Source organism: Erwinia oleae (assembly GCF_000770305.1).
Lineage (GTDB): Bacteria > Pseudomonadota > Gammaproteobacteria > Enterobacterales > Enterobacteriaceae > Erwinia > Erwinia oleae.
Genome location: NZ_JNVB01000004.1, coordinates 22,288 through 43,752 on the forward strand (window position 1 = coordinate 22,288; position 21,465 = coordinate 43,752).

Sequence of the window (21,465 nt, forward strand, 5' to 3'; positions counted from 1 at the left end):
AGGATAACGATCATGCCAGATTCAATACCGAAATATGATATCGCCGTTGTGGGCGGCGGCATGGTGGGCGCCGCGCTGGCCAGCGGGCTTACCGCGCAAGGCTTCACAGTGCTGGTGCTTGAACAGCAGGCACCGGCAGAGTTTGACCGCGACAGCCAGCCTGACCTCAGGATCTCCGCCATCGGCGCCGCATCGGTGGGGCTGCTTAAGCAGCTTGACGTGTGGCAGGCTGTGCAGCAAATGCGCTGCGCGCCTTACCGCCGGCTGGAAACCTGGGAGTGGCACTCCGTGCGCGTGAACTTTGATGCACAATCGCTTGGCCTGCCGGAACTGGGCTATATGGTGGAAAACAGCGTGCTACAGCGCGCGCTGTGGGAGCGTTTGCAACGGCAGCAGGTGAATATACTCTCTCCGGCGCGGCTGAGCGATTTGCAGCCGCACAGCGGCGGATGGCATCTGCGGCTGGAGGGCGGTAAAACGGTTTCCGCGCGGCTGGTGGTGGGCGCCGATGGCGCTAACTCACAGGTACGCCAGCTCGCCGGCATTGGCATTCACGGCTGGAATTATACGCAATCCTGCATGCTGATTAGCGTCAAATGCGGACGCGACGCGGGAGATTGCACCTGGCAACAGTTCACGCCGGACGGCCCGCGCGCCTTTCTTCCTCTTTTTGACGGTTGGGCTTCGCTGGTGTGGTATGACAAACCAGCGCGTATTCGGCAGCTTCAGGCAATGAACATGCTGCAACTGGAAAAAGAGATTCATGCGCACTTTCCCGCACGGCTGGGCCAGGTGACGCCGGTTACCGCAGGTGCCTTCCCGCTGGTGCGACGCCATGCCACGCGCTATGTATTGCCGGGGCTGGCGCTGGTGGGCGACGCCGCGCATACCATCAATCCGCTGGCGGGGCAGGGGGTGAATCTGGGCTATCGCGATGTGGATGCGCTGATTGAGACGCTGACAGCGTCGCGCGCGCGCGCGGAGAACTGGGCGTCTGAAGCGACGCTGCTGCGTTATCAACGCCAGCGGCAGAGAGACAATTTGCTGATGCAAAGCGGGATGGATCTGTTTTACTTCACCTTCAGTAATCAGGTGGCGCCATTGCGGATTATGCGCAATCTGGGGCTGATGGTTGCTGAGCGTTCAGGCGTGTTGAAGCGTCAGGCGCTGCGCTATGCGTTGGGCTTATAGCATGGGCGGGGGAAGCATTCTCCCGCGTTGCTGACGCACAGCAATAAAAAAGCCCGCATAAGCGGGCTTTTTTATTAAGTGGCTGGGGTGCAGGGATTCGAACCCCGGAATGCTGGTATCAGAAACCAGAGCCTTACCACTTGGCGACACCCCAATTTTTCATTGCGACCCGCAAGGCAGGTCGTCTTTTTTATGGCTGGGGTGCAGGGATTCGAACCCCGGAATGCTGGTATCAGAAACCAGTGCCTTACCGCTTGGCGACACCCCAATAAAATTGGTGGCTACTACGGGAATCGAACCTGTGACCCCAGCATTATGAGTGCTGTGCTCTAACCAGCTGAGCTAAGTAGCCAAATTTTACTGCGTACAACGTTAACATACTTTTGCGTGGCTGGGATACCTGGATTCGAACCAGGGAATGCCGGTATCAAAAACCGGTGCCTTACCGCTTGGCGATATCCCAATGTCCGTTTCACAAAGTACAGCGACCATCAAAAACTGGCTGGGGTACCTGGATTCGAACCAGGGAATGCCGGTATCAAAAACCGGTGCCTTACCGCTTGGCGATACCCCATCCGTGCATTACCGATTTGGAAATGGTGCGGGAGGCGAGACTTGAACTCGCACACCTTGCGGCGCCAGAACCTAAATCTGGTGCGTCTACCAATTTCGCCACTCCCGCAAAAAAGATGGTGGCTACGACGGGAATCGAACCTGTGACCCCAGCATTATGAGTGCTGTGCTCTAACCAGCTGAGCTACGTAGCCATCTTTTTTCGCGCAACCTTCATCGGCGTTGCGGGGCGCATTATGCGTATTGCGTCTTTTAGCGTCAACAAATTTTTTCCCGTTTTTGCCCTGAAACGGGTTGTTTGTCTGGCTTATAACCAGCCTGCCGATTAAATCAGCAAATTCCCGCGCTGACAGCGGAATAACAGAAAATAACGGGCTGAATATCAGCCCGTTATTTATCGTGTCTTACCGTGTATTAATAGGCGGACTGGTGAACGCCTACCGCACGTCCTGACGGATCGTCCATGGTTTTGAACGCTTCATCCCATTCAATGGCTTTTGCGGATGAACAGGCCACGGAAGGGCCGCCCGGCACGCATTCTGCCGCGCTGGGCAGCGGGAACAGCTCTTCGAAGATTTCGCGATACACGTAGCCCTCTTTTGAGCTCGGCGTATTGTGTGGAAAGCGGAAGTGCGCCGTTGCCAGTTGCTGATCGCTGACCTGCTTCGCGGCGATCTCTTTTAGCGTGTCGATCCAGCTGTAGCCCACGCCGTCGGAGAACTGCTCTTTCTGGCGCCACGCCACGCTCTCCGGCAAATAAGAGGAGAAGCATTCACGCAGAATATGTTTTTCCATTTTGCCGTTTTGCCCGCACATTTTATCCTGCGGGTTGATGCGCATGGCAACGTCGAGGAACTTTTTGTCCAGGAAAGGCACGCGCGCTTCAACGCCCCAGGCAGACATTGCTTTGTTGGCGCGAGCGCAATCAAACATATGCAGCGCGAGCAGCTTGCGGACGTTTTCTTCGTGGAATTCCTTCGCGTTGGGCGCCTTATGGAAATAGAGATAGCCGCCAAAGACTTCGTCCGCGCCTTCGCCGGAAAGCACCATTTTAATACCCATTGCTTTGATTTTACGCGACATCAGGTACATCGGCGTTGAGGCGCGAATGGTGGTCACATCATAGGTTTCAATGTGATAGATCACGTCGCGAATAGCATCGAGGCCTTCCTGCACCGTAAAGTGTATTTCATGGTGTACGGTGCCCAGATGATCCGCCACGGATTTCGCGGCTTTCAGATCGGGCGAGCCTTCCAGGCCTACGGCGAAAGAGTGCAACTGCGGCCACCAGGCTTCGCTCTTGTCCTGATCCTCAACGCGCTTGGCGGCGTACTTTTTGGTGATCGCTGAAATAATCGATGAATCCAGACCGCCTGACAGCAGTACGCCGTAAGGCACGTCGGACATCAGGTGCGTTTTAACCGACTCTTCCAGCGCGTCTTTCAGCGCAACAGCATCCGTTTTGTTGTTTTCAACGGCTTCATAGCTGAACCAGTCGCGCTGCCAGTAGCGACGAATTTCGCCGTCGGTGCTGGACATATAGCTTCCCGGCGGGAATTCTTTAATGGTTTTGCACACCGGCACCAGCGCCTTCATTTCTGAAGCGACAAACAGGTTACCGTGTTCGTCATTGCCCATATAAAGCGGAATGATCCCGATGTGGTCGCGGCCAATCAGCCAGCTCTTTTTCACGCTGTCGTAGAGAACAAAGGCAAACATTCCCTGTAGGTCGTCAAGGAAATCAACGCCTTTTTCCTGATACAACGCCAGGATCACTTCGCAGTCAGAACCGGTCTGGAATTCATAACGATCGCCCAGTTCAGCGCGCAGCGCCTGGTGGTTGTAGATTTCACCATTGACGGCCAGCACGTGCGTGCGTGCGGCATTAAACAGCGGCTGCGCGCCGTTGTTAACGTCGACAATTGACAGACGTTCGTGCGAAAGAATGGCGTTATCGTCCGCATAGATGCCGGACCAGTCCGGGCCGCGATGACGCATCAGACGGGAAAGCTCCAGGGCTTTCTTACGCAACTCAACAGGATCGCTTTTCAGATCCAGCACGCCAAAAATTGAACACATAGCTAACTTCCTCCCGACATCCCTGAATAACATTATTCTTTAATGGCGACCTATTTCGCCCGATAGATAAGAAAATGCGTCAGACGCAGGCATGATGCAAGCAATTTAGCTTTTCTGTGAAAAAAAGTCTGTTGCGTGGCGCAGATTATTGATGATTATTCATTTTTATACGCGAAAAATTATCGTATCGGTAAAAAGATGGGAATACTGTTCATTATTTAATCGACGAACTGAAGATTCGTTTATTAAAAAATGAGATGCGCAGGCCAGGCTGCGCATTGAGAAAGCGTTATGGGCGGCCTTCAAGAAGATGTTGTAGCAGGATACCGTTCAGCATGGCGCGCTTTGCCAGCGCGAAGGCGCCAATCGCAGAGCGGTGATCGATTTCGGAGCGCACGACCGGCAAATTTTTACGGAAAGCTTTTAATACCTGCGTATTGATGCAGCCCTCGATGGCGGGCAACAATACGCGGTCAGCCTCAGTGATTTCACCGGCAATAACGACTTTTTGCGGGTTGAACAGGTTAATGGCTATCGCCACCGCTTTGCCCAGATGGCGCCCCACGAATTCAATGACCTCGGTTGCCAGCGCGTCGCCGCGATTGGCCGCTTTACAAATTTGCGGCATATGGCAATCCTCCAGCGTCAGCGAGCTGGGATAGCCCTGCGTTAACAGATTGCGGACGCGATTCTCTATGGCACCATTCGCAGCAATGGTTTCCAGACAACCGAAATTGCCGCAGTGACAGCGTTCGCCCAGCGGATCGACCTGAATATGACCAAGCTCGCCGACGTTGCCGTTGCTGCCGAGAAAAATGTGGCCGTTGGCGATAATACCCGCTCCTGTGCCGCGATGAACGCGCACTAAAATTGAGTCTGCGCAATCGCGCGACGCACCAAAATAGTGCTCCGCCAGCGCCAGACTGCGTATATCGTGGCCGACGAAGCTGGTGACGTTAAAGCGCTCCTGGAGTCTTGCCACCAGCGGCCAGTAGCTCACGTTGATATGCGGCATATAGCGGATTACGCCGTTATTGGGGTCAACCAGGCCCGGCAGGATCACCGCAATTGCGATCAGCTCACGCAGCTTGCGCTGGTGCAGTTCGCTGAAGGTGGCAATGGCGTTAAAAAGGGCGAGTTCCAGATCCTCCTGCGAGCGTTCCGGCAGGGGATAGTCTTCCTGCGCCAGCGATTTGCCGCTCAGGTCGAAAAGCGTCAGCGTGGCGTCATTGCGGCCGAGGCGTACGCCGATAGTATGAAAACCCCGGGTTTCGGTAATAATTGAAATAGCGCGGCGGCCTCCGGTGGAGGCCTGCTGATCAACTTCTTTGATCAATCCGCGTTCAATAAGCTGGCGGGTGATTTTGGTGACGCTGGCGGGCGCAAGCTGGCTGTGCTCGGCAATCTGAATGCGCGAAATGGGCCCCTGCTGGTCAATCAACCGATAGACGGCCGCGCTGTTGAGTTGCTTTACAAGATCGACATTTCCGATTTGAGCCAGGCCGCCATTGGTCATTCAGTATCTACTCACTTAAGACTTCATCGCCATTAACGATAGTCTGGATTATTTTATAGTCGCGCGTGAAAACCGTCAGGTTTGCCACTTTTCCGGCTTCAACAGTACCCAATGTTTTATCGATTCCCATTGCTTTGGCCGGATAAAACGTCGCCATGCGCAACGCTTCGTCAAGCGCAATTCCAACATGTTCGACGCTGTTCGCAACCGCTTCGATCATTGTCAATGCAGAACCGCTCAGCGTGCCGTTTTCATCCACGCACAGTCCGTCGCGATAGTATATTGTTTTTCCTGCAAAAATGAACTTGTCAATTGCAGCACCCGCCGGCGCAGTCGCGTCTGTCACCAGGATCAACTTGTCGCCTTTAACGCGTTTGGCATTACGGATATTGGCGTAATGAACATGCAGTCCGTCAGCGATAATGCCGCAGTACACCTCTGGCGCATCCAACAACGCGCCGATCAGGCCGGGTTCACGACCAGAAGTGGTAGGCATGGCGTTATAGAGATGCGTCGAAAAACGGATGCCGGCAGCAATGCCGCAGCGTGCTTCATCATAGGTAGCGTGGCTGTGACCGCTGGAAATAATGATACCGGCGTCGGAAAGCTGGCGAATAAAGCGGCTGTCAACCTGCTCAGGCGCGAGGGTGATTTTAGTAATGACGTCGGCATTGGCGCAGAGAAAATCGACCAGTTCCTGAGTGGGTTTACGAATCAAAGCGGGGTTGTGCGTGCCGGGTTTACGCGGGCTCAGCCACGGGCCTTCCAGGTGTAGCCCCAGCGCTTTATTCTCATTTTGAGAAAGCCACATGCGCATCACGTCAACTGCACGCTTCATCATCTCGTCGGTACTGGTGATAAGCGTTGGTAAAAAACTGGTGCAGCCTGATTTTTCGTTCGCTTTCTGCATGATGCTCAGCGTTTCAATGCTCAGCGCGCTGATGTCGTCATTGAACTGTACGCCGCCGCAGCCGTTGAGCTGCAAATCGATAAAGCCGGGAGCAATGATTGCGCCGTTTACATCACGCGTGGTCACGCCAGCAGGCAGTGCGTTCAACGGACAGACGCGTTCAATCAGACCCTCTGCAATGACAACGGCATGATTATCCAGAATCTCGTGGCCGGTATAAATACGGCCATTGGTTAAAGCGTACATAGTTTCCCCCCGGAAATTTTCGACGCGACGACCGCCTGTGGTCCTGGCGTCGCGCCGTTAAACACTGTGCTGGCAACTTACAGATCTTTCACGTTTTCCGCTTCCATTTCACGGAAGTATTTAACGGTTTTCACCTTCAGTTCCATGGTGGCAGGCTCGTCACAAACGACCACGGCTTTCGCATGCAGTTGCAGGCAGCTGATGGTCCACATGTGGTTAACATTGCCTTCAACGGCAGCCTGAAGCGCCTGCGCTTTCACGTGGCCGATAACCAGAATCATCACCTCTTCGGCGTCCAGCAGCGTGCCGACGCCGACGGTCAGGGCATATTTCGGCACCTGATTGACATCGCCATCAAAGAAGCGAGAGTTCGCTACGCGCGTATCGTGGGTCAGCGTTTTGATGCGGGTGCGGGAAGCCAGTGAAGAGGCTGGTTCGTTAAACGCGATATGACCGTCGTTGCCCACGCCGCCCATAAACAGATGGATTTTGCCATAAGCACGAATTTTTTCTTCATATTGACGGCATTCGGCATCAATATCTTCTGCGTTACCGTTAAGCAGGTTGATGTTTTCAGGTTGAATATCAACGTGATCGAAGAAATTTCTGTACATAAAGCTGTGGTAGCTTTCCGGATGCTCTTTCGGCAGGCCGACATATTCATCCATATTGAACGTTACAACATGTTTAAAGCTGACCTGGCCCGCTTTATGCATCTCAATCAGATGTTTGTAGGCTTCAAGCGGCGTTCCGCCAGTAGGAAGTCCAAGAACGAACGGGCGTTCAGCGGTGGGTTTGAAGGCATTGATACGATTAACGATATGGCGGGCGGCCCATTTGCCAACCTGTGTTGGCGTAGCCAGAGGAATCAATCTCATGTAGCACCTCATTTAAACAGAAACAAAAACAGGAAGAAGGATGGAACGGCGATTGCGATAGTGTCAAATTAACACAGCTTCAGGTTAAGACTTCCGAAGAACTTATCCGTTCTGATTTTTCGGATCATAAAATAAGTTTACAGCGATAGCCAGTCATGTCGTCTCTTTCGCACCAATTTTGGTGATAAAAGTCACATATACGGCGGTTTTAATTTGCGGAGCGAATTAATTTTTCAATACACTCCGTTTCAGGGTTTTTGATGTCATATAAAAACCACACAGCCGTGATAACAAAACAAAACGGCCACGTGCGCCTTAACAGGTCTCATAGGGGGAAAGGTGAATATACTTGGATTTTTTCAACGGTTAGGTCGCTCATTGCAGCTTCCTATCGCGGTTTTACCGGCTGCGGCGCTCATGCTGCGTTTTGGTCAACCCGACTTACTTAATATGCCTTTCATCGCGCAGGGCGGTGGGGCAATTTTCGATAACCTCGCGCTGATATTCGCTATCGGCGTGGCATCAACCTGGTCTAAAGATAATGCCGGTTCAGCGGCCCTCGCGGGTGCGGTAGGCTATTTCATCCTGACTAAGGCGATGGTGACCATCAACCCGGCAATCAATATGGGCGTACTGGCCGGTATTATTTCCGGGTTGATTGCAGGGGGAACGTATAACCGCTGGTCAGATATCAAACTGCCTGACTTCCTCAGCTTCTTCGGCGGCAAGCGTTTTGTCCCGATTGCGACGGGCTTTTTCTGTCTGGTACTGGCTGCAATCCTGGGCTATGTCTGGCCGCCCGTACAGGCCGCTATTCATGCCGGTGGTCAGTGGATCGTTTCCGAAGGCGCGTTCGGGGCCGGTATCTTTGGTTTTGTTAACCGTCTGCTGATCCCTACCGGCCTGCATCAGGTGCTGAATACCATCGCCTGGTTCCAGATTGGTGAATTTACCAACGCCGCAGGCGCCGTGTTCCACGGTGATATCAACCGTTTCTACGCGGGCGATGGCACGGCGGGCATGTTTATGTCCGGTTTCTTCCCAATCATGATGTTCGGCCTGCCCGGCGCGGCGCTGGCCATGTACCTGGCGGCGCAAAAAGAGCGCCGTCCTATGGTCGGCGGCATGCTGCTTTCGGTGGCCATCACGGCTTTCCTGACCGGGGTAACGGAACCACTTGAATTCCTCTTTATGTTCCTGGCGCCAATGCTGTATTTGATCCACGCCATACTGACCGGCATCAGCCTGTACGTAGCGACATTGCTCGGCATCCATGCAGGGTTCTCTTTCTCTGCCGGCGCCATTGACTATGCGCTGATGTATAACCTGCCCGCCGCCAGCAACAACGTCTGGATGCTACTGGTGATGGGCGCGGTGGCGTTTGTACTCTACTTTGTTCTGTTCACCGCCGTGATTCGTATGCTCGATCTGAAAACGCCTGGTCGCGAAGAGGTTGTAGTTAGCGAAAGCGATCTTAACAGCAATACCGAAGAAGGCATGAGCCAGCTTTCTCAGCAGTATATCTCTGCCGTAGGCGGCTCTGACAATCTGAAGGTAATTGATGCCTGCATCACCCGTCTGCGTCTTTCCGTTAAAGATGCCGGGCTGGTTAACGATGCGGCCTGTAAGCGCCTTGGCGCGTCTGGCATTGTGAAACTTAACAAGCAGACCGTACAGGTTATCGTCGGCGCGAAAGCAGAATCCATTGCCGAAGAGATGAAAAGACAGATTGCTAAAGGCCCGATTGCCGCAGCATCTGCCGCTGCTTCCGTTGCCGCACCGCAGGCGGTAAATCGCCAGGCGATACCCAACGCCGCCAAAGGTATCGTCGCCACGCTGGTTGCGCCGGTGAGCGGCGATGTTGTCGCGCTGGAGCAGGTACCGGATGAAGCTTTCGCCAGCAAGGCCGTTGGCGATGGTCTGGCTATCCAACCTACCGGTAATACCGTGGTTGCGCCTGTTGCCGGGACGATAGTGAAAATTTTCACTACCAATCATGCCTTCTGTCTGGAAACGGCCAGCGGCGCTGAGATAGTGGTGCACATGGGGCTGGATACCGTTGCGCTTTCTGGTAAAGGCTTCTCGCGCCTGGTGGAAGAGGGGGCGCAGGTCACCGCAGGTCAGCCGGTGTTGGAAATGGATCTGGCCTGGTTGAACGCCAATGCCCGATCAATGGTCAGTCCGGTTGTCGTCAGCAATATTGAAGATTTCAGTGGCATTACGCTGCTGGCGGGCGACAAAGTGGTTGCCGGAGAAAGCCGTATCTTTGAGATTAACGGTTAACCTCTTGTCACATCAGTCAACAGGGCGGGAAGTGATTCCCGCCCTTTTTTTATCGCAGCCTGTAACTAACGGTTGTTTCCGCTCCCGGCTTTGTGGATCATACTCCGTTATTTCACGTACTAATTGCGCCCTGAGGAAATTAAGATGAGTGAGGCAGACGCCCGCCCAACTAACTTTATTCGTCAGATTATTGACGAAGATCTGGCGAACGGTACGCACGCAAGCGTGCATACCCGCTTCCCGCCTGAGCCTAACGGCTATCTGCATATTGGCCATGCTAAATCAATCTGCCTGAATTTTGGCATTGCTCAGGATTATCAGGGGCAATGCAACCTGCGTTTTGACGATACCAATCCGGTAAAAGAAGACCTGGAGTATGTTGAGTCAATCAAGCAGGACGTAAAGTGGCTGGGTTTTGAGTGGAACGGCGACGTTCACTACTCTTCAGATTATTTCGATCAGCTTTTTAATTATGCCGTGGAGCTGATCGGTAAAGGTCTGGCCTATGTTGATGAACTGACGCCTGAACAGATCCGCGAATATCGCGGCTCGTTAACCTCGCCGGGCCAGAACAGCCCTTATCGCGAGCGCAGCGTGGAGGAGAATCTGGCGCTTTTTGAGAAAATGCGTAACGGTGAATTTGCCGAAGGCACCGCCTGCCTGCGTGCAAAAATCGATATGGCGTCCAGCTTCATCGTGATGCGCGATCCGGTGCTTTATCGAATTAAATTTGCCGATCACCATCAAACCGGTAGTAAGTGGTGCATCTATCCGATGTACGATTTCACCCACTGCATTTCCGATGCGCTGGAAGGGATCACGCATTCACTTTGCACCCTGGAGTTCCAGGACAATCGCCGTTTGTATGACTGGGTGCTGGACAACATCACCATTCCCGCGCATCCACGTCAGTACGAGTTTTCACGCCTGAATCTTGAATATGCGATCATGTCCAAGCGTAAGCTGAATCTGCTGGTCACGGAAAAAGTGGTGGAAGGATGGGACGATCCGCGTATGTTGACCGTTTCCGGCCTGCGCCGTCGTGGCTATACAGCCTCGTCCATTCGTGAATTCTGCCGCCGTATTGGCGTGACCAGGCAGGACAACCTTGTGGAAATGGCATCGCTTGAGTCCTGCATTCGCGACGATCTGAATGAAAATGCGCCGCGTGCCATGGCCGTGCTGGATCCGCTGAAGGTCGTTATTGAAAACCTGCCATCGAATCACGAAGAAATCATCAGCATGCTCAATCATCCGAATAAACCGGAGATGGGCACGCGTGAAGTCCCCTTCAGTCGTGAAATTTATATCGATCGCGCAGATTTCCGCGAAGAGGCGAACAAGCACTATAAGCGTTTGGTGTCAGGTAAAGAAGTTCGCCTGCGCAATGCCTACGTGATCAAAGCTGAACGCGTGGCGAAGGACGAAGAAGGTAACATCACCTGCCTGTTTTGCACCTGCGATGTCGATACGTTGAGCAAAGATCCTGCTGACGGTCGCAAAATTAAGGGTGTTATTCATTGGGTTTCAGCTGAACATGCGCTGCCTGCCGAGTTCCGCCTTTACGATCGGCTGTTCAGCGTGCCAAATCCCGCTGCCGCTGATGACTTTCTCTCAACCATCAACCCGGAGTCGCTGGTTGTCCGTGATGGTTTTGTCGAGCCAGGTTTAAGTAAAGCCGTAGCAGGATCGCCTTACCAGTTTGAGCGGGAAGGATATTTTTGCGCCGACAGCCGCTATTCGACGCCGGTTAAACTGGTGTTTAACCGCACGGTAGGCCTGAGAGATACGTGGAACAAAACAGGCGAATAATTAGCCTGATTAGTTATTTAAGCAGCCGTCGGGCTGCTTTTTTTTGGTTAATGTAATAAGACGCATAACATCATTAAAAGTGTGGTCGCCGTCAAGCTTTAACGATTATTATCAAATTACACATTGATAATTCGCGCTGCGAAAAATAATATAATCGGGATGACTGGCGTTGTTTTATCGCTATTTATATTATGGAATAATTTATTTGAGAGGGAATTCTCATGCAGTGGTCAGCTCTATTTCGTAGCGCGTTACTTTCTCCCTTATTTTTTGGTGTGTTTTATTTTTCACCGACTAATGCAACAGGATTCGTGGACGAATCCGAGCTGAGCGGTAGCGTTTATTACTGGCAGCGCCATCGCGAGAGAAAAGATCGCGATCCCGGAAGTGATAAAAACGGACAATATCAACAAAACCTCCATCACTCCACTTTTAACGCTAACCTCGATTTTTCTTCCGGCTATGCCGCTGATTTTGTCGGTATCGATCTGGCCGCCTTTGGCGCGCTTGAGCTGTCTGATAAGGGGCCGGCTGCCCCAAACGAAATTGGCTTCAGCGATGCAAATACTCGCTGGGACGAAGCGTGGACGGGAGATAAAAACGGCCTGAGCCTTTATAAAGCGGCGCTGAAAATTAAACATGATAAATATTGGCTACGGGGCGGTTATATCCAGCCTGTCGGTCAGTCGCTGATTGCTTCCCATTGGAGTTTTCTGCCTGGGACCTATCGCGGCATAGAGACGGGAGCCAGCTATGATTTTGCCGATGTGGGAGCGCTTTCTTTTTCCTGGCTCTGGAGTGATAAATATAAGGCGCCCTGGTATCAGCACATGTATAACTTTCGCAAGGCGGATGGAGAAAGCGGAATAAGCTATTTGCATTCACTGGGCGCTAAATATGATTTTAAAAACGGAATAGTATTTGAAAGCGCATTTGGTCAGGCAGCGAATTATATGGATCAGTATTTTACCAAAGTTGCCTGGGCTTTCCCGCTCTCTGAAAACAAGTTACTGACTACCTGGCAGTTTTATGGCGCTAAAGATAAAGAAAGCGGTGGTGCCGGAAACGCTAATGACGTTTATAACGGTCTTGCCTGGCTTCAGGCCGTGACGTTGGGCTATACCGCCGGGCCGTTTGATTTCCGGCTGGAAGGAACCTGGGTAAAAGCCGAAGGTAATCAGGGCTTCTTTTTACAGCGAATGACGCCTGGCTATGCCACATCAAACGGTCGACTCGATGTGTGGTGGGATTCGCGTTCGGACTTTAACGCGAACGGCGAGAAAGCGCTCTTCGCGGGAGTTATGTACGACCTGACAAACTGGCGGTTACCTGGCTGGGCCGTCGGCACCTCCTATGCCTGGGGATGGGATGCGAAACCCTCGTCTAATCCGTTATATGACCAGAACAGGCGCCTGAAAGAATCTGCCTGGAATTTGGATCTCCTCTATACCGTGCAGCAGGGGCCGATTAAAGGAACCTTAGTCAAACTGCACTACACACGCTATGACAACCACTCAAATCTTCCAGACTGGGGCGGCGGTTATGGCAACATTTTTCAGGATGAGAAGGACGTTAAGTTCATCGTAATAGCGCCTTTCACGCTATTTAGTGCAGGTAAATAAGATCGCTGCCGGTCAAGGGAGAATGCCATATGAAATCTATGTTAGCGCTCATCGCCATGCTGATGCTCAGCGCGTGTGCAACAAAAAGCGCGGAGCAGCCACAGGAAACCATTCCCAGTCTCGATTATCAGCGCTGTCTGGATGCTGAACAGATGGGCGGCGCGGAGAGCATTGAGGCACGATGCGGCAAGCTTCAGCAGGAAACAGAACACACCTCTTACTAGTTGACAAGGAAAACGGATGAATACGTTCAAAGCCACCCTCATTGCGGTTGCGTTGATGTCAGCATCAGGAAGTAGCTACGCGAATGCGAACCAGAAAATTGTCGATCAAATCAGCCGGTTTGGCGTGAAGTACAAGGTCACCGATAATCAGGCCGCGCAGCATAGTGTAGACTGCGCGGCACTGGGTGCCGACTGGAGCGCCTGTAATCGCGCAACCATTACTCTGACCAATCATGGCCCGGCAATCGACAGCAAAGACTGGGCAATTTATATGTCTAACGTTCATGAAACGCTAAAGGTTGAAAGCGATCAGTTTCGTATGGTGCATATTGTTGGGGATTTGACTCGGCTGGAACCTACGGACAAATTCAAGGGGTTCGCTGCCGGTGAGTCCGTAGAAATCCCCATTATTAATGAATACTGGCAGCTCTTTATCACCGATGTCATGCCTCGATGGTATGTGACCTCAGGTGAGGCGAAGCCGAAGATAATGATCGGTACCGACTCAGAAGATCTGACAACGTTTGTCGAACCATTTGGCGAACAGTGGAAGCGCATCCAGGATGATAAAAATGTGCTGATGGTGGCTTCCAGCCGTTTCGATAAAAACAGTGATGTGGCTTTGCTTCCTTCTTCAGCACTTAGAGGACAGATTGTTCCGACACCCATGAAGGTCGAGATTCTGGCTGAGGATGCTGACCTGTCGAAAGGCGTAAAGCTTGATCTCTCCAGTCTGTCCGCTGATAAAGCGCAGGCGGTAAAGCAGCGGTTCGAGCTACTGGGACTGAAAGAGCACGCCAGCGGTTATGAGATTTCCACGCGAATTGACAGCAACATGTTGAATGCTGAGCAGGCGATTGCCGGTGGCTATCAGTTGGTGATTGATAAAGAAAAAGCACAGGTGGTTGGCTACGATCAAGGCGGTGTATTTTACGGCCTTCAGTCGATCCTCTCATTGCTCCCTGCGGACGGCAGCGCAAAAATTGCCACTCTGAAAGCCAGCGACGCGCCTCGTTTTCCCTATCGCGGCGTTTTCCTGGATGTTGCACGTAACTTTCACAGCAAAGCGGCGATTCTCCGCATGTTGGATCAGCTTGCCGCGTGGAAAATGAACGTATTTCACTTTCATCTGAGCGACGATGAAGCCTGGCGTATTGAGATTCCTGGCCTGCCTGAACTTACCGGGGTGGGTGGAAAGCGCTGTCACGATCTGACCGAGCGGCGCTGCCTGTTGCCGCAGTTGGGTTCCGGTCCGGACACCAATAATAACGGCACCGGTCATTTCAGCCGTCAGGATTACATTGAGATTTTGAAATACGCCGCAGCAAGAAATATTGAGGTGATCCCGGAGATTGACATGCCGGCTCATGCCAGGGCTGCCGTAATCTCAATGGAAGCCCGCTATCATCGTCTGATGAAAATGGGCAAAACGTCCGAAGCCTCAGAGTATCGTCTGGTCGATCCCACGGATAATTCTAACACGACCTCGGTGCAGCTTTACGATCGTACCAGCTACCTGAACCCCTGCCTGGATTCTTCGCTGCGCTTTACCGATAAAATAATTGGTGAAATTAACGAAATGCATCGTGAGGCCGGGCAACCGCTTAAAACCTGGCACTTCGGCGGCGACGAAGCAAAGAATATTCGTCTGGGCGCCGGTTATTCCGACATTAACAAGCCGGTAGCGGGCACGGGCTTACTCGATATGCGCAAAGAAGATAAACCGTGGGCGAAATCACTGGTTTGTCAGAAAATGATTAAAGATGGCAAAGTGGCGGATCTGGAACACCTGCCCAGTTATTTTGCATTGCAGGTCAGCAAGCAGGTTAACAAACACGGCATTGAAAAAATGCAGGCCTGGCAAGACGGGCTGAAGGATGCGGAAAGTGCGAAAGCGTTTGCCACTGAACGCGTTGCCGTTAACTTTTGGGATACGCTCTACTGGGGAGGCTTTGACTCTGCCAACGACTGGGCAAACAAAGGTTACGACGTCATCATCTCCAGTCCGGATTATGTTTATGTAGACTTCCCCTATGAAGTGAATCCGCTGGAGCGCGGCTACTACTGGGGAACCCGCTTTAGCGATGAGCGGAAAATATTCAGCTTTGCACCTGATAATCTGCCGCAGAACGCCGAGACCTCGGTGGATCGCGACGGTAAAACCTTTACTGCGAAATCTGACAAAGCCTGGCCGGGCGCATATGGCCTGTCCGCCCAGCTTTGGAGCGAAACGTCGCGCACTGACGACAACACAGAATATATGATTTTCCCTCGTATTCTTTCAGTAGCTGAACGCGCCTGGCATCGTGCCGCATGGGAGCAGGATTATCAGGCGGGCAGGGAATATATCGGTGGAGAAACTGAGCACGTTGATCGCCAGGCGTTGCATCAAGACTGGCAGCGATTTGCCAACCTGCTGGGACAACGCGAACTGGCAAAACTGGATAAGCGGGGCATTCACTATCGTCTGCCGGTTCCTGGCGCGCGTATTGTTGATGGGAAATTAAACGTCAATATCGCCTTACCAGGCGTGGCCATTGAGTACAGCGTGGATGAGGGAAAAAACTGGCAGCGTTATGATGCCAGTGCACGGCCAACTGTGGCAGGGCAGGTGAGTGTTCGCGCCGTCAGCGCGGATGGGAAACGTTTCAGTCGCACTGAAATACTGTGAGATAAACGGCCCGAAACAGGGGCCGTTTGAGTTCAACGGAGCGTTTAAAGAGCGTAAATTACCGGTAGTTGAGGGTAATGCTACCGGTGAGATCTTTACATGCCAAAAACAAAAACTGCACCTTACTTGTCGGATGGCCAACTTTTCGGGTGCAGTTCATCTTACTGATACTTATGGCGCCAGGGCCGATTACTCGTCGTGCAAAGACTCATCTTCACGACAGTCGCCTGTTGCGCAGTGACCATACAGATAGAGACTGTGATTACTGAGCTTGATGCCATGCCGCGTGGCGATATCACGCTGGCGTGTTTCAATGGATTCGTCAGTGAATTCGATCACTTTTCCACAGTCCAGGCAAATCAGATGATCGTGATGGTGCTGCTGCGTCAATTCAAATACGGATTTACCGCCTTCAAAGTTGTGGCGCGTCACAATCCCTGCGTCGTCAAACTGGTTCAGCACGCGATAGACCGTGGCCAGACCAATTTCTTCGCCCATATCAATCAGGCGCTTATACAAGTCTTCCGCACTGACGTGATGGCCCTCTGGTTCCTGAAGGACTTCCAGAATCTTTAAGCGTGGAAGCGTGACTTTCAGGCCGGCCTTCTTTAATGCGGTGTTATTGTCAGTCATGCGGATATTATCCTGTTACTTTGCTAGTCACTAAGTGGCTGAAAAACCGTGAACATCGGTCGACACAGAAAGCAAACTGCGTCTCATTATAGAACTGATACGTTGAAATGGAAACGGGCTGCCGTAGTCGCCGCCAGAGCAAACTGCTCAAAAGGCTGGATAACCGATGCGGGTATTCTACAGTTATGCGGGCAAAAGTTACAAATATGTATCTATCACTTCTATAGGAAAAACCACTGGCTTGATGTGACTTCTCTCACATCAAGCTAAAGTGTTCGTTATGCTTCAAGGATCTCTTTGAGCTGAAGCTCTTCATAAATCTGCTTTACCCACTGTTCCGTACGGGAAGCGGTCAACTCGGGTTGACGATCTTCGTCAATGGCCAAACCAAGGAAATGCGTATCGTCCGCAAGCCCTTTAGAGGCTTCAAAATTGTAGCCTTCGGTCGGCCAGTGACCAACAATCACCGCGCCGTTAGGCTCGATAATGTCGCGAATGGTGCCCATCGCATCGCAGAAATATTCAGCATAGTCTTCCTGATCGCCGCAGCCAAAAAGGGCAACCAGCTTACCATTGAAATCAATCTCTTCCAGCGTAGGGAAAAAGTCGTCCCAGTCGCATTGCGCTTCACCGTAGTACCAGGTCGGTATGCCTAAAAGCAGAATATCAAAGGCTTCAAGATCTTCTTTGCTGCTTTTAGCGATATCATGAACTTCAGCAACGTCAGAACCGAGCTGCTTCTGAATCATTTTTGCAATGTTTTCCGTATTGCCCGTATCGCTACCAAAGAAAATGCCTACGATTGCCATGCGTCTAGTAACCTCTTGAAACGTATTGATATGGTGGCTGCTGATAAAACAGATTCAGGCAATAATAGCAGAGAGGCAGAAGGGTATAAACGTGAAATGCTCCTGCTTTTGTCGCTTTGTGCTGTGAGATAACGCATTCTGTAATGTTAAAACTTAACGCTGCTGACGGGTTAACTGCGCCAGCACCATCTCTTCAATCAACTCGCTACGACTGATATTTCGCGCTTCGGCAAGCTGATTAAGTGCATCAACAGCTTCGGCGTTTATTTTCAACTCAACGCGCTTCAGGCCGCGCACTTTGTCCCGCCTGAGCTGATTGCGCTTATTAATACGCAACTGCTCATCGCGCGTGAGCGGGTTGGTCTTTGGACGTCCCGGACGTCGTTCATCGGCGAACAGGTCGATCGTCGTGCGGTCCGTGTTCTCTTTTGCCATAGGATCGTACTAATGAAAGGCTGAAGGGTTAATAAATGGGCTCTTAACGCCTGAAATACAACCAGCGGCCCTTAATGAGCGCGCCATCATACCCTGGCAAAACTTACCGCGACAACGATTTAACAAATCGACTGAATATTTCTGTTTATTGTGCAAGAAAGCGTCGGATACCGCGTAAAACGGCATCGGGTTTCTCAGCATGTACCCAGTGTCCGGCACCGCTGATAACGTGCGCGCGTGCCTGCGGAAACTGGGAAAGCAGCGCATCACGGTAAGCATCATCCAGATAAGGTGAGCGCTCCCCCCGAATAAACAAAGCCGGATGCGGCCAGGCCGGAACGGCTTTCCAGCCAATAAGATCGTCGTAGTGCTGCCATAAAACCGGCACGTTAAAACGCCACTCACCTTCATGGAACGATTTCAACAGGAATTGAATAACACCCTCTTCATTGAGCATCTCCCGCATCAGGTCGGCAGCGTCGCTGCGTCGCGTAATACCTGCCTTGGTAACGGCGTTCAGCGCGGCGAAAATGGCGTCATGATGCCGTTCCGGATAGGCAACGGGCGCCATATCAATCACCACCAGCTTATTGACGCGTTCCGGCGCAAGGGCAGTTAACGCCATGGCGATTTTACCGCCTATTGAGTGGCCCACCACCGAGAATTGCCCGATAGCCGCATCGTCCAGCGTATCAAGAATGTCCTGCGCCATGGACGGATAATCCATCTCCTCCGCGCGGGGAGAAAGGCCGTGATTACGCACGTCAACCAGCACAAGCCGACAGGTATCTTTCAGCCCCCTGGCCAGCACGCCAAGGTTGTCCTGGCTGCCGAAAAGGCCATGGATTAGCACGACTGGCGCATCGGTCAGTTCAGATTGTTCAGTTTGCAGGCGGGCATTCAATTTCATAGCAAAGTTCTTACGGATGGGCCGAAGGGTTAGGGTATCATAAATGCATATTTCTCTGTCGGCATGGCGAAAAACCTTATCGCGAACTTTTTGCGGCATATTCTGACTTTTGCCACTATTAAGGCCTGGCGCTACACCCCGGCAGGATTTAACTTTATAATCCTGATGTTAGAGCAGGTTTGCCCATCGTTCAGGAAATTTATCGACTGCATAAGGTGCAGATCGGCTCTTATAAGCAATAATCGTACTGGATCATGATGAAAACTATTGAAGTCGACGAAGAGCTATACCGTTATATTGCCAGCCACACGCAGCATATTGGCGAAAGCGCATCTGACATTTTACGGCGTATGCTGAAATTTTCCGCTGGTCAAAGCGTTGCAGCCTCATCGGCAACCGGCGCAAAACAGGCGGCGTCAGCCAGTGTGGAAGCACGGCCTCAGGATCGCGTTCGCGCGGTTCGCGAACTCCTGCTTTCAGATGAATATGCGGAACAGAAAAAAGCGGTTAATCGCTTTATGCTTATTCTCTCGACCTTATATACGCTTGATCCCAAAGCATTCGCCGCCGCCACCGAGTCTCTGCTTGGCCGCACGCGCGTTTACTTTGCGGGTAATCAACAGACTCTGGTTCAGAACGGCACCCATACCAAGCCGCAGCACATTCCGGGCACGCCGTACTGGGTAATTACTAACACTAACACAGGTCGTAAACGCAGCATGGTGGAACATATCATGCAGTCGATGCAGTTCCCGGCGGAGCTTATCGACAAAGTTTGCGGCACCCTCTAACTGATAACATAAGCGTCAGGGAGAAGCGCCCCATGGCTAATCATCCCCGTGCCGGACAGCCAGCACAGCAGAGTGATTTGATTAACGTTGCACAACTGACTTCACAGTATTATGTCCTGCAACCGGATTTGACCAACCCTGAACACGCGGTGAAATTTGGTACATCAGGCCATCGTGGCAGTGCAGGGCGTCAGAGCTTTAATGAGACGCATATTCTGGCAATTGCGCAGGCGATTGCGGAAGAACGTAAAAAGAATGGCATTACCGGCCCCTGTTTTGTGGGTAAAGACACGCACGCGCTGTCAGAACCGGCGATCATTTCGGTACTGGAAGTGCTCGCCGCCAACGGCGTTGACGTTATTGTGCAGCAGGAAAACGGCTATACGCCGACGCCTGCTATCTCTAACGCTATCCTCGAGCACAATAAAGCCGGTGGCCTCCAGGCTGACGGCATCGTGATTACGCCTTCACACAATCCACCGGAAGATGGCGGCATCAAATACAATCCGCCAAACGGCGGCCCGGCGGACACTAACGTCACAAAAGTGGTTGAAGATCGTGCCAATGCGCTGATCAAAGACGGCCTGAAAGACGTTAAACGTATCGCGCTGGATAAAGCCTGGGCAAGCGGCCACCTTCAGGAAAAAGATCTGATCCAGCCTTACATTGAAGGTCTGGCGGAGATCATCGATATTCCTGCTATTCAGAAAGCGGGCCTGAAAATTGGTGTCGATCCGCTTGGCGGTTCCGGCATTGCTTACTGGCAGCGCATCGCTGAATTTTACAATCTTGACCTGACCATCGTTAACGACGCCGTCGACCAAACCTTCCGTTTCATGCATCTGGATAAAGATGGTGTAATCCGCATGGACTGCTCATCCGAAAGCGCCATGGCGGGCCTGCTGGCGCTGCGCGATAAGTTTGATCTGGCTTTCGCTAACGATCCTGACTATGACCGCCATGGCATTGTTACGCCTGCGGGACTGATGAATCCAAATCACTATCTGGCCGTTGCCATCAACTATCTGTTCCAGCATCGCCCGCAGTGGGGCAAAGAGGTGGCGGTTGGCAAAACGCTGGTTTCCAGCGCGATGATCGATCGTGTGGTGAACGACATTGGTCGCAGGCTGGTGGAAGTACCGGTGGGCTTTAAGTGGTTCGTTGATGGCCTCTACGACGGCAGCTTCGGTTTTGGTGGCGAAGAGAGCGCGGGCGCTTCATTCCTGCGTTTTGACGGCACGCCATGGTCGACGGATAAAGACGGTATCATCCTCTGCCTGCTGGCGGCGGAGATCACTGCGGTGACCGGTAAGAATCCACAGCAGCACTATGATGAGCTGGCCGAACGCTTCGGCGCGCCAAGCTACAATCGTCTTCAGGCGTCGGCCACGTCTGCGCAGAAAGCCGCACTCTCTAAGCTGTCGCCGGAAATGGTCAGCGCCGATACGCTGGCAGGCGATCCTATCACCGCACGCCTGACGGCTGCGCCTGGCAATGGCGCCTCTATCGGTGGACTTAAAGTGATGACGGAAAACGGCTGGTTTGCGGCGCGTCCTTCCGGCACTGAAGATGCCTATAAAATCTACTGTGAAAGCTTCCTTGGCGCGGAGCACCGCGAAAAGATTGAGAAAGAAGCGGTAGAAATCGTCAGCGAAGTGTTAAAAAACGCCTGATATAGTACGTTTTCTCATCTTAGATAAAGCCCGACGCTGGTCGGGCTTTTTTTTTTAACTAACCCGCTGCGTTAATAACATGTAAAAAACAATGGCAAGTTTAACGAATATGTAACTTAATTACGCGACAGAAAAATAAAAGCCGTTTTTTTATACATAAAGTGGTCGGATGAGTAGTAAAATTACACAATAAGCGTTATTATTTTGCA

At 52.1% G+C, this 21,465-nt stretch carries 16 protein-coding genes and 7 tRNA genes; 8 read left to right on the forward strand and 15 right to left on the reverse strand.

All coding sequences use genetic code 11. The features are described 5' to 3' along the window. Positions 1-12: 12 nt before the first annotated feature. Positions 13-1,191: a 3-demethoxyubiquinol 3-hydroxylase gene (gene ubiF, locus GS12_RS02200; RefSeq protein WP_034943523.1), complete on the forward strand. Its 1,179-nt coding sequence runs from the start codon at positions 13-15 to the stop codon at positions 1,189-1,191. Between the two features lie 79 nt (positions 1,192-1,270). Here the strand turns inward: ubiF and GS12_RS02205 are convergent. The 11 genes from GS12_RS02205 to nagB form a co-directional block, all read right to left on the reverse strand. Then, positions 1,271-1,345 (reverse strand) — tRNA-Gln (locus GS12_RS02205). Between the two features lie 39 nt (positions 1,346-1,384). After that, a tRNA-Gln gene (locus GS12_RS02210) sits at positions 1,385-1,459 on the reverse strand. 7 nt (positions 1,460-1,466) lie between these two features. Next, positions 1,467-1,543 (reverse strand) — tRNA-Met (locus GS12_RS02215). Positions 1,544-1,579: 36 nt separating this feature from the next. Next, positions 1,580-1,654: transfer RNA gene (locus GS12_RS02220), tRNA-Gln, on the reverse strand. Positions 1,655-1,690: 36 nt separating this feature from the next. Further along, positions 1,691-1,765, reverse strand: a tRNA-Gln gene (locus GS12_RS02225). 23 nt (positions 1,766-1,788) lie between these two features. Next, a tRNA-Leu gene (locus tag GS12_RS02230) sits at positions 1,789-1,873 on the reverse strand. An 8-nt stretch (positions 1,874-1,881) separates the two neighbouring features. Next, a tRNA-Met gene (locus GS12_RS02235) sits at positions 1,882-1,958 on the reverse strand. Positions 1,959-2,178: 220 nt separating this feature from the next. Next, a complete protein-coding gene (gene asnB / locus GS12_RS02240) occupies positions 2,179-3,843 on the reverse strand; it encodes an asparagine synthase B (protein WP_034913353.1) in 1,665 nt (554 codons plus the stop codon). A 289-nt stretch (positions 3,844-4,132) separates the two neighbouring features. Continuing rightward, a complete protein-coding gene (nagC, locus tag GS12_RS02245; RefSeq protein WP_034943525.1) occupies positions 4,133-5,359 on the reverse strand; it encodes a DNA-binding transcriptional regulator NagC in 1,227 nt (408 codons plus the stop codon). Between the two features lie 7 nt (positions 5,360-5,366). Continuing rightward, positions 5,367-6,515: an N-acetylglucosamine-6-phosphate deacetylase gene (gene nagA / locus GS12_RS02250; protein WP_034943527.1), complete on the reverse strand. Its 1,149-nt coding sequence runs from the start codon at positions 6,513-6,515 to the stop codon at positions 5,367-5,369. Positions 6,516-6,592: 77 nt separating this feature from the next. Continuing rightward, the gene (gene nagB / locus GS12_RS02255; protein WP_034913360.1) at positions 6,593-7,393 is read right to left on the reverse strand and encodes a glucosamine-6-phosphate deaminase; all 801 of its coding nucleotides are present in this window, start codon (positions 7,391-7,393) and stop codon (positions 6,593-6,595) included. A gap of 339 nt (positions 7,394-7,732) precedes the next feature. Between nagB and nagE the strand changes: the two genes are divergently transcribed. From nagE to GS12_RS02280, 5 genes are all read left to right on the forward strand, one after another. Then, complete coding sequence (gene nagE, locus GS12_RS02260; RefSeq protein ID WP_034913363.1) at positions 7,733-9,676, forward strand: PTS N-acetyl glucosamine transporter subunit IIABC; 1,944 nt, start codon at positions 7,733-7,735, stop codon at positions 9,674-9,676. Between the two features lie 144 nt (positions 9,677-9,820). After that, positions 9,821-11,488 (forward strand): glutamine--tRNA ligase, encoded by a 1,668-nt coding sequence (gene glnS, locus GS12_RS02265; protein ID WP_034943529.1) that lies wholly within the window; start codon positions 9,821-9,823, stop codon positions 11,486-11,488. Between the two features lie 221 nt (positions 11,489-11,709). Continuing rightward, entirely contained in the window at positions 11,710-13,110 is a 1,401-nt protein-coding gene (chiP, locus tag GS12_RS02270) for a chitoporin ChiP (protein ID WP_034943531.1), read from the forward strand. Positions 13,111-13,139: 29 nt separating this feature from the next. Then, positions 13,140-13,334, forward strand: coding sequence for a ChiQ/YbfN family lipoprotein (gene chiQ, locus GS12_RS02275; protein WP_034943533.1), 195 nt, complete (start codon positions 13,140-13,142; stop codon positions 13,332-13,334). A gap of 16 nt (positions 13,335-13,350) precedes the next feature. Further along, positions 13,351-16,005 (forward strand): beta-N-acetylhexosaminidase, encoded by a 2,655-nt coding sequence (locus GS12_RS02280; RefSeq protein ID WP_034943535.1) that lies wholly within the window; start codon positions 13,351-13,353, stop codon positions 16,003-16,005. 189 nt (positions 16,006-16,194) lie between these two features. Here the strand turns inward: GS12_RS02280 and fur are convergent, their stop codons facing one another. The 4 genes from fur to ybfF form a co-directional block, all read right to left on the reverse strand. After that, a complete protein-coding gene (gene fur / locus GS12_RS02285; RefSeq protein ID WP_034913377.1) occupies positions 16,195-16,638 on the reverse strand; it encodes a ferric iron uptake transcriptional regulator in 444 nt (147 codons plus the stop codon). Positions 16,639-16,916: 278 nt separating this feature from the next. Beyond that, positions 16,917-17,447: a flavodoxin FldA gene (fldA, locus tag GS12_RS02290; protein WP_034913380.1), complete on the reverse strand. Its 531-nt coding sequence runs from the start codon at positions 17,445-17,447 to the stop codon at positions 16,917-16,919. A gap of 153 nt (positions 17,448-17,600) precedes the next feature. Further along, positions 17,601-17,882 (reverse strand): LexA regulated protein, encoded by a 282-nt coding sequence (ybfE, locus tag GS12_RS02295; protein WP_034913382.1) that lies wholly within the window; start codon positions 17,880-17,882, stop codon positions 17,601-17,603. Positions 17,883-18,027: 145 nt separating this feature from the next. Further along, positions 18,028-18,792 (reverse strand): esterase, encoded by a 765-nt coding sequence (gene ybfF, locus GS12_RS02300; protein ID WP_034943537.1) that lies wholly within the window; start codon positions 18,790-18,792, stop codon positions 18,028-18,030. Between the two features lie 257 nt (positions 18,793-19,049). Between ybfF and seqA the strand changes: the two genes are divergently transcribed. Both seqA and pgm read left to right on the forward strand, forming a co-directional pair. Continuing rightward, positions 19,050-19,583: a replication initiation negative regulator SeqA gene (gene seqA, locus GS12_RS02305; RefSeq protein WP_034943539.1), complete on the forward strand. Its 534-nt coding sequence runs from the start codon at positions 19,050-19,052 to the stop codon at positions 19,581-19,583. 32 nt (positions 19,584-19,615) lie between these two features. Then, positions 19,616-21,256 carry a phosphoglucomutase (alpha-D-glucose-1,6-bisphosphate-dependent) gene (gene pgm, locus GS12_RS02310; RefSeq protein WP_034943541.1) on the forward strand — a complete coding sequence of 547 codons (1,641 nt, stop codon included), beginning with the start codon at positions 19,616-19,618 and terminating at the stop codon, positions 21,254-21,256. The last annotated feature ends 209 nt before the right edge of the window (positions 21,257-21,465 follow it).